General features: G+C 35.3%; 9 protein-coding genes. 4 read left to right on the plus strand and 5 right to left on the minus strand.

Annotation, left to right across the window (positions count from 1 at the left end; translation table 11 throughout):
- Positions 1-104: 104 nt before the first annotated feature.
- From ilvD to ilvB, 4 genes are read right to left on the minus strand one after another with little or no spacing between them, the layout of a single operon-like run.
- Positions 105-1,766 (minus strand): dihydroxy-acid dehydratase, encoded by a 1,662-nt coding sequence (gene ilvD / locus M2475_RS10985; RefSeq protein WP_346780374.1) that lies wholly within the window; start codon positions 1,764-1,766, stop codon positions 105-107.
- 59 nt (positions 1,767-1,825) lie between these two features.
- Positions 1,826-2,821 carry a ketol-acid reductoisomerase gene (gene ilvC / locus M2475_RS10990; protein WP_277491561.1) on the minus strand — a complete coding sequence of 332 codons (996 nt, stop codon included), beginning with the start codon at positions 2,819-2,821 and terminating at the stop codon, positions 1,826-1,828.
- Between the two features lie 15 nt (positions 2,822-2,836).
- Positions 2,837-3,337: an acetolactate synthase small subunit gene (ilvN, locus tag M2475_RS10995; RefSeq protein WP_277491562.1), complete on the minus strand. Its 501-nt coding sequence runs from the start codon at positions 3,335-3,337 to the stop codon at positions 2,837-2,839.
- A gap of 12 nt (positions 3,338-3,349) precedes the next feature.
- A complete protein-coding gene (gene ilvB, locus M2475_RS11000) occupies positions 3,350-5,008 on the minus strand; it encodes a biosynthetic-type acetolactate synthase large subunit (protein WP_277491563.1) in 1,659 nt (552 codons plus the stop codon).
- A gap of 303 nt (positions 5,009-5,311) precedes the next feature.
- On the opposite strand from ilvB, the gene M2475_RS11005 reads away from it, so the two are divergent.
- The 4 genes from M2475_RS11005 to glyA are packed head-to-tail and all read left to right on the plus strand — an operon-like array spanning position 5,312 to position 7,794.
- The gene (locus M2475_RS11005) at positions 5,312-5,488 is read left to right on the plus strand and encodes a hypothetical protein (protein ID WP_277491564.1); all 177 of its coding nucleotides are present in this window, start codon (positions 5,312-5,314) and stop codon (positions 5,486-5,488) included.
- A gap of 18 nt (positions 5,489-5,506) precedes the next feature.
- Complete coding sequence (locus M2475_RS11010; protein ID WP_277491566.1) at positions 5,507-6,112, plus strand: L-threonylcarbamoyladenylate synthase; 606 nt, start codon at positions 5,507-5,509, stop codon at positions 6,110-6,112.
- A gap of 4 nt (positions 6,113-6,116) precedes the next feature.
- A complete protein-coding gene (gene rpiB / locus M2475_RS11015) occupies positions 6,117-6,566 on the plus strand; it encodes a ribose 5-phosphate isomerase B (protein ID WP_277491567.1) in 450 nt (149 codons plus the stop codon).
- Position 6,567: 1 nt separating this feature from the next.
- Entirely contained in the window at positions 6,568-7,794 is a 1,227-nt protein-coding gene (gene glyA / locus M2475_RS11020; protein ID WP_277491568.1) for a serine hydroxymethyltransferase, read from the plus strand.
- 25 nt (positions 7,795-7,819) lie between these two features.
- Here the strand turns inward: glyA and M2475_RS11025 are convergent, their stop codons facing one another.
- Complete coding sequence (locus M2475_RS11025) at positions 7,820-9,358, minus strand: hypothetical protein (protein WP_277491569.1); 1,539 nt, start codon at positions 9,356-9,358, stop codon at positions 7,820-7,822.
- Between the last annotated feature and the right edge of the window lie 210 nt (positions 9,359-9,568).

The raw sequence follows: 9,568 nt of genomic DNA on the forward strand, positions 1-9,568 counted from the left end.
AGTAAAATTAAAAGGACTGAGTCCTGTAGCTTACAGAACTCAAGTCCTTCAATTACACCAATGACATTACTTCCAACTTATTGGGGTCACTTCATCATGTCCTTTTATTTCATTATAGCTCCTTTTGCTGCACTATCTACGAGTTGTGCATAACGCTTTAACCAACCACTCGTTACATTTGCAGGGCGAGGTTTAAATGTTTTTCTACGCTCTTCAAATTCTTCATCACTAACGTTTGCTTCAATTGAATAAGCAGGGATATTGATTTCAAGGATATCTCCTTCTTTCAATAAGCCAATCTCACCACCGCTTGCTGCTTCTGGACAAACATGTCCAATAGAAGCACCACGGCTTGCACCACTGAAACGACCATCAGTAATAAGAGCAACACTCTTATCTAATTTCATTCCTGCTAAAGCACTTGTAGGGTTCAACATCTCACGCATTCCAGGACCGCCTTTAGGTCCCTCATAGCGAATAACTACAACATCTCCAGCAACAATCTTTCCAGCATAAATTGCATCAATTGCATCTTCTTCACAATCGAAGATTCTTGCTGGTCCTTTGTGATGAAGCATTTCTTTTGCGACAGCACTACGTTTCACAACACAGCCTTCTTTAGCAATGTTGCCAAATAAGATTGCTATGCCACCTGTTTTTGAATATGGCATATCAATTGGCATGATGGTATTCGTATTGGTGTTTTTAAGATCTTGAATATTTTCACCTACGCTTTTACCACTTACCGTAAGCAAAGATAAATCTAATAAGTTTTGTTTTGCCAATTCGTTTTGTACAGCAGGAATACCACCAGCATTATTTAAATCATGCATATGTGTATCACCTGCTGGAGCAAGATGACAAAGGTTTGGTACTTTTTCACTCATTTCATTAAACATGTTGAGATCAAGAGCAACACCAGCTTCATTAGCGATAGCTAATAAGTGAAGTACACTGTTTGAAGAACAACCTAATGCCATATCACAAGCAAGTGCATTGCGAATTGAGTTTTCATGAATGATATCACGTATTTTAATATCTTTTTCAACTAAGTTCATAATTGCCATCCCAGCTTTTTTTGCTAACTGGATACGTTTACTACTAATAGCAGGAATGGTACCATTTCCAGGAAGTGCGATACCTAAAGCTTCACTTAAGCAATTCATACTGTTTGCCGTATACATACCAGAGCAAGAACCACATCCAGGACAACTGTTTTGTTCAATATCTAATAATTGTTCATCATCAATAAGATTAGCTTTTCTAGCACCAACAGCTTCAAATGTTTTAGATAAAGAGACTTCTTCACCACCACTTATAATGCCTGCCATCATTGGACCACCAGAACATACAACTGCAGGAATGTTCAATCTCGCAGCTCCCATAATCATACCTGGAACTATCTTGTCACAGTTAGGTACTAAAACAAGACCATCAAAGGCATGTGCCATGGTCATAGATTCTACACTATCGGCAATTAATTCTCTTGATGGTAGTGAATAGCGCATACCTGCATGTCCCATCGCAATTCCATCACAGACACCAATAGATGGAACTTCAATTGGTGTTCCACCAGCCATTCGAATCCCAGCTTTTACGGCTTCACTTACCTTGTCTAAATGGATGTGTCCAGGAACAACTTCGCTATATGCGCTGATAACTCCAATCAAAGGACGATCCAATTCTTCTTTTGTATATCCCATTGCATAAAACAAACTTCTTGCAGGAACTTTTTCGATTCCTTCTGTAACATTTGCACTTCGCAATTTCTTTTTATCTATCATATTAATCACCTCATGTTTCTAAAATAGAAGGCAGTTGCCTTCTATTTTTTTAACCAACTCATCATTTTTCTTAATTCAGCTCCAACTTTACACAATAAGCTTTCACTTTCTTTTCTTCTTGTTGATAAGAATTTTGCTTGACCACCAGCATTAAATTCTTGAATAAATTCAGAAGCAAAAGTACCATCTTGAATTTCATCTAATACTTTTTTCATTTCTTTTCTTGTATCTTCAGTAATGATTCTCTTACCAGTACGGTAATCACCATACTCAGCTGTATTCGAAATAGAATATCTCATCATTTCAAATCCACCACTGTTGATAAGGTCAACGATTAATTTCATTTCATGAATACATTCGAAGTAAGCCATTTCTGGTTCATATCCTGCTTCTACAAGTGTATCAAAACCAGCTTTCATAAGTTCTGTAACTCCACCACAAAGAACAGCTTGTTCTCCAAATAGATCTGTTTCTGTTTCTTCTTTGAAAGATGTTTCTAAGATACCAGCACGTCCTGCACCAATTCCACAAGCATAAGCAAGTGCATTGTCTTTTGCTTTACCAGATTTGTCTTGGTAAACAGCAATCAAACTTGGTACCCCTTTACCTTCAAGGTATTGACTACGTACCGTATGACCAGGTCCTTTTGGAGCGACCATGATTACATCGATATAATCAGCAGGGATGATTTGATGATAGTGGATATTAAATCCATGAGCGAACATCAATACATCTCCTTCTTTCATATGTTTTTCAACTTGTGTCTTATAAATGTGGGCAGCACTTTCATCAGGAACTAGCATCATTACAAAGTCTCCAGCTTTTGCTGCATCTTCAATTTCCATAACTTTTAAACCAGCTTCTTCAGCTTGGCTCCAACTCTTTGAACTTTTTCTTAATCCAACAACTACGTTAACACCACTATCTTTCAAGTTTAATGCATGCGCATGTCCTTGTGAACCGAACCCAAGAATCGAAACGGTTTTCCCATCTAATAAACCTAAGTTACAGTCTGTGTCATAATATTTTTTTATCATTTTTCATTTCCTCCCTTATTCGGTCCCAACTAGTGGGCCTCTTGATATACCTGTAATACCAGTTCGACAAACTTCAATTATGTCATAACAGTCAAGCATTTCCATAAAACCATCTAGTTTTTCTGGAGCTCCTGTTAGTTCCACAATCATGCTATCCTTTGATAGACTTATAATCTTTCCTCGATAAATATCAACAACTTCTTTAATTGCTGAGCGTGTATCTTTGGTTGTTTCAATTTTCATTAGAAGCAATTCGCGATACAAACTATTTTCTTTTTCCAAGGTAAAGATATCTCTCACAACCTCTAATTTTTGAGTCTGTGTTAAGATCTGCGATAATGTTTGATCATTTCCCGAAAAGACAATGGTAATTCGAGAAACTTCAGGATTATTGGTAGCTGATACAGTCAAGGAGTCAATGTTGAAACCTCTTCTACCAAAAAGACTGACAATACGTGTTAATACATTTGCATGGTTATCTACAAAAATGCTGATAACTTCTTTCTTTTCACTCATAATCAAATCCTCCTATTCTGTAATCATATCTTCTATCGTACCACCATTTGGAATCATTGGTAATACTTTTTCTTCTCGATCAATGTAACAATCAATCCAAACAGGACCATTTTCTGTTAACGCTTTTTTGAATGCCTCTTCAAACTCTTCTAGGGTTTCTGCATGATATCCTTTTGCACCAAACCCTTCTGCAAGTTTCACAAAGTCAGTTTTACGCTCAGGTGTAGTTTGCGAGAAATGACGTTTATAGAAAGTTGTTTGCCATTGATATACCATACCTAATACTTGGTTGTTCATAATGATTGTAATGATTGGTAAGTTTTGACTAACAGCAGTACAAGCTTCATTTAAATTCATATGGAAACTTCCATCACCAGTGAAGTGAATGATTCGTTTTTGAGGACATGCAATTTGTGCCCCAATAGAAGCACCATATCCAAAGCCCATTGTTCCTAGTCCACCACTAGTTAGAAAAGATTTTGTATTTTTATGTTTTACATATTGTGCTGCCCACAATTGGTGTTGACCAACATCGGTTACATAAATAGTTTCTTTATCTGTTAAATCACAAGCAGAAACAATAATATCTTTCGGACGAAGTTTTGCACCTTCTAATTCGACATTTATTTCTTTACGCCAATTGCATACTTTGTTTACCCATTCATCATGCGTTTTAGCTTCTACAAATGGCAATAATTTTGTAAGTGCTTCTTTGATATCACCAATGATACTATAATTAATTTCAACATTCTTATTTATTTCACTTGCATCAATATCAATTTGAATAATCGCAGCACGTTGTGCAAAGCGGTTGGTATTGAGGGCAACTCGATCACTAAATCTAGTACCTAAAGCGATTACTAAATCAGCTTCATCAACAGCTCGATTTGCGGCCATACTTCCATGCATACCAATTAAGCCTAAGCTTTTTGGATCATCATAGTCGATAACACCGGCTGCCATCATTGTATACGTAGATGGGATATCAGCTTTTTGAATTAATTCAGCTAATTCTTCACGTGCATCGCTCGCTGCAACACCACCCCCAAAATAAATGATTGGTTTTTTTGCCATATTGATGATTTCAGCAATTTCTTTGATATCACCTATTTCAATTTCTGGATGTGGGTGAAGTTCCATTGGTTTTGCTGGTGTAAACTCACACAATGCATTTGATACATCCTTTGTGACATCAATTAAAACTGGACCTTTTCTTCCTTCGTTCGCAATACGGAAGGCATTGCGAAGGGCATCCGCTAAATCTTCAATACGGTTTACAAAGTAATTGTGTTTGGTAATTGGTAATGTCACACCAGTGATACTAATTTCTTGAAAAGCATCTCTACCAATCAAACTATCGGCTACGTTGGCAGTAATTGCTACCATAGGAATACTGTCCATAAATGCTGTTGCAATACCAGTAACTAAATTTGTTGCTCCAGGTCCACTCGTTGCAAACACAACACCAGTCTTACCACTCGCTCTTGCATATCCATCAGCAGCATGAGCAGCACCTTGTTCATGTGCGGTTAATATGTGATGAATACGATCAGAATAATCATATAAAGAATCGTAGATAAATAAAGCAGCGCCACCTGGATATCCAAAGACGGTATCCACACCGTGCTCCAATAAGATTTCCATAATAATTTGCGATCCCCTTAATTTCATAAACAATCCTCGACTTTCTCCATAATTCTGTTTCTATATATTATATATAGAAAGCTCATAGTATATTATATTTATTATATCTAGGATTGAATAAAAATCAATAAAAGATGTAAGAAAACATGAAAAAAATTGAAAAAAATTGTAATTATTTTCAGAAAAAGTTATGAATATATATTCAATTACCCTTACAGAATAAAAAAGTATGGGCAAAAAGGTTTTTATTTATACGAAAATCTAAGAAAATTAAAATAACCATAAAATGAATTTTTTTTGTAGTATAATAAATATGTTAGCGGAGGAACTATGAAAATTTTAGAAGAGCCACTTTTATTGAACGATTTAAAAGAAACATTAAATTTATTAGATGTAGATGATGAATTATTGATTAAACGATCGCAAAAGGAAGCAGCGGTTATTTTATCGTTAGAAAAGTATAACAAGCTAAAAGCAGAAATTTATCAAGCAAAGAAAAAAGATTAAAAAAAAGAGGGCGTTAATATGGAAACAAAAATATTTAAACCGTCGCAAATAAAAGAGGTCTTGGAATGGGTCAAAGAAGGGAAGCTAATAGCCTTTCCAACCGACACAGTTTATGGTTTAGGGGTAATTGGTAATAATGAACAAGCATTGCAGAATTTGAAGAAAGCAAAAACTCGTGATGCACATAAACCAATACCTTATATGGTTTCTTCCATAAAACAAATTGATGAGGTTGCTCATATTGATGAGCGATCCTTGAAGTTGATTCAGAATTTTATGCCTGGAGGTTTAACGGTTATTTTGAGAAAAAAAGATCATGTCCCTGCCTTTGTGAGCAATGGCTTAGATACGATTGCTATACGGATGCCGGATGATACTTTTTTATTAAAGCTGTTGGAAGAGCCAATGCTAGTAACTAGTGCAAATCTATCGGGGGAGGATCCAGGAAGTAATGAAAGGGAAGTGTTGGAGCAATTAGATGGTCGTATAGATGGTATCGTTGCAGGTGAGGCAAGGGCTAATATAGCATCTACGATTGTTGATCTAACTAATAATGAAATGCATATTTTAAGAGAAGGAGAGATCTCTAAACAAGAAATATTAGATATTCTAGAGGAGGAATAAAGAGATGAAAGTAGCCGTAGCATGTGATCATGGAGCATATGAATATAAGGAAAAGGTAATCGAAATTTTAAAATCATTAGAACATGAAGTTGAAGATTTTGGGTGTTATGATAAACAATCTGTAGATTATCCAGATATGGTATATCCAGCAGCGAAATCAGTGGCAGATGGGAAAAATGATTGTGGAATCGTGCTTTGTGGAACTGGTATCGGTGCAAGTATAACAGCAAACAAAGTGAAAGGAATTCGTTGCTCTTTAGTAAGTGATTTGTTTACTGCTAAAGTTACACGTGAACATAATGATTCTAATGTATTAGCTTTAGGACAAAGAGTTTTGGGTGAAAGCATTATGGAAGAAATTGTTCGTACTTGGTTGGCAACACCATTTAGTGAAGATCAACGTCATAAGAATAGGATTGAGAAGATTAAGAGCATTGAAGAGAAAGAGGAATAAAATGAAAGATATTGAAATAAAAAAAGCAATGGATTTAGAAGCGGATCGCCAATTGTACAATATTGAATTAATCGCATCAGAGAATTATGTTTCACAGGATGTATTGGAAGCAGCTGGATCTATTTTAACGAATAAGTATGCTGAAGGATATCCAGGAAAACGTTACTATGGTGGGTGTGAGTATGTGGATATTGTGGAAGATTTAGCTCGTACAAGGTTGAAAGAGTTGTATAATGCAGAACATGCTAATGTTCAACCACATTCAGGTTCACAAGCAAACATGGCGGTATATATGACCGTATTAGAACCAGGAGATAAAGTATTAGGAATGGATTTGGCAGCTGGTGGTCATTTAACACATGGACACCCGTTAAACTTTTCTGGAAAATTGTATAACTTTGTTTCTTATGGAGTGAATAAGGAAAGTGAAGAGTTGGATTATGAAGAACTACGTAAAGTAGCGTTAGCAGAAAAACCTAAATTACTAGTTGCTGGTGCGAGTGCATATTCTAAAATCATTGATTTTAAAAAGATTAAAGATATCTGTGATGAAGTTGGTTGTTATTATATGGTCGATATGGCACATATTGCAGGACTTGTTGCTGCTGGATTACACCCTAATCCAGTTGAGTATGCAGATTTTGTAACAAGTACAACGCATAAAACATTACGTGGACCTAGAGGTGGCATTGTTATGTGTAAAGAAGAATTTGCTGCTGATCTTGATCGTAATGTATTTCCAGGTATGCAAGGAGGACCACTCATGCATATCATAGCAGCGAAAGCAGTTTGTTTTTATGAAGCATTGCAACCAGAGTTTAAAGAATATCAAAAACAAATTTTGAAAAACATGGAAGTGTTAGAAACAACCCTTCGTGATGAAGGATTCCGCTTAGTAGCGAATGGAAGCGAAAACCATTTATTACTAGTTGATGTGAAAAGTTCTTTAGGCTTAACGGGAAAAGCTTGTGAGAAAGCACTTGATAAAGCAGGTATTACATCAAATAAAAATGCAATACCTTTCGATGAAGAAAAGCCATTTACAACAAGTGGTATTCGATTGGGTAGTGCAGCTATGACAACACGTGGGTTTAAAGAAGAAGAATTTATCAAAGTTGGATTGTGGATCTCAAGAGTATTAAAAAATATTGATGATGAAGCAGAAATTGCAAAAGTTAGAGAAGAAGTTAGGGCGACAACGAAAAATTTCCCTGTAGTTAGAAATTAAAAAAAGCGAAATTAATTCGCTTTTTTTATGACCTCATTTTTTTCTTGCCAATATAAAGTAAAGATATACATGAAAATAATGCTAGTAAAATATAGTATTCATATCTAGTGTGATCTCCGGTATAAGGTGCATCAGGAGTAATGGTTAGTGGCTTTTTCACTACTGTTTCATGCTCGGGTTGTTGTACTTCTGGTTTTGCTTCAGGGGTAGGATCTGTAATGGAAGGTGTTTCTTTTTTCGCAGTTGCGAAAGTTAAGTTAAATCCAAAATCCATATATCGAAAAGCATTCCAAGCATTTGGAACATCCATATATACTTCCATTGTATCAATGGTTAACATTTCTCCATCTTGAAGATAAGTTCCTTGTTGCATAGCCGTAGCTACAGCGCTATTTGATGCTTCATTCTTATCAATATATTTTTTCATTCCTGTGTGTTGTGCATCATAACTTTCTACACCAGTTACATTTAGTGGCTGGTTTACATTATCAAAAGTGATACGCAGACAACGATCATATAAGTATTCATAACCAAGTGCTAATACTTCTGGGTCGCTTTCTAATAAGTAGTAAGTTTTAGTATAAGGATAATCAATAGCGCTGAAATTATAAGATCCATTATACATGCTTGCAATACCCCAAGTTTGAAAGTGTTTTAGTGAACCATCATGAAGTGCTGTTACAGGAATAAAGAAATCATCACTACCGCCTCGATTGCCTTTATAGTTTGTAATTGCGCTTTGTCCACTTTTTCCATTTACAGAACCTTCATTACCCCATCCAAATATATTAGTTTTTTCAACGAATGAAAGTTCATTTAATGAAGTAACATCGTAATATGCTTTTAAAAAGTCCGCATATGTTCTTGTTTCATCAGCTGGTAAAGTGATACTTATGCCATCTGCATTCATAAAAGTATTTTGCTCTTTTATTTTTTGATCCAGACTATTCATTTGTATTAGTGTAACATTTGTTGCACTCGATGCATTGAACAAAGATATAACGGCTGGATTTATACAACGTAATGGCGCTATAACTGAGCGCACATTGTATCCATCAAAGCCAATTGCATTTAACGTCATATCAGATATTTTATTACCAATTAACATTTGATATGGATCATGCCAAGCTTGTCCCCATCCATATCCATAACCATTTTGTAGTGTAGGTGTTGTTTGTTCAGGTATAAATACATCCCCGGTAGGAATCCAGTTTATAGTTGAAAAACTATAATCTTTATAAGTGATTGATTTTCCACTCATATTAATAATTTTTAATGGAATCTTTGTTGTAGAACCTAGGTTCTTATTTTTACGCATCATGTATTCCATATATTCTGCAAGAGGATCTGCATCGATTACAATCGTGCCATCTGCTTCCACCATATCTTCACGAATAGTGTAAGTGAAATAACCTTCATCATCTTGTTTTACTTGTCCATATTCATCAATTAGCCATCCACTTTGCAATGTATCAGCAAATGTATTTGAATCATAATTTGCGAATACACAAGTGATACATAGTAGAAGGCTGATACTAAACAACCATACTTTTCTTAACTTCATTTATAAATAACCTTGCCTTTCTAAACTGTTTTTAAGCAAATTTACTATAACAGTTTAAAAAAATAGTTATTAAATTTGTTATAGATGATAATTAAATTGTAATAAAGCGGGAAAGGGGAACTGCAACAGTTTAATTGACAACTAGTTAAGATACATGTGATATTTGTTGTTGGTACTTATAGGGTGTCATCATAAACTTGGTATGAATAC

It is taken from the genome of Breznakia sp. PF5-3 (assembly GCF_029504745.1).
GTDB lineage: Bacteria > Bacillota_I > Bacilli_A > Erysipelotrichales > Erysipelotrichaceae > Breznakia.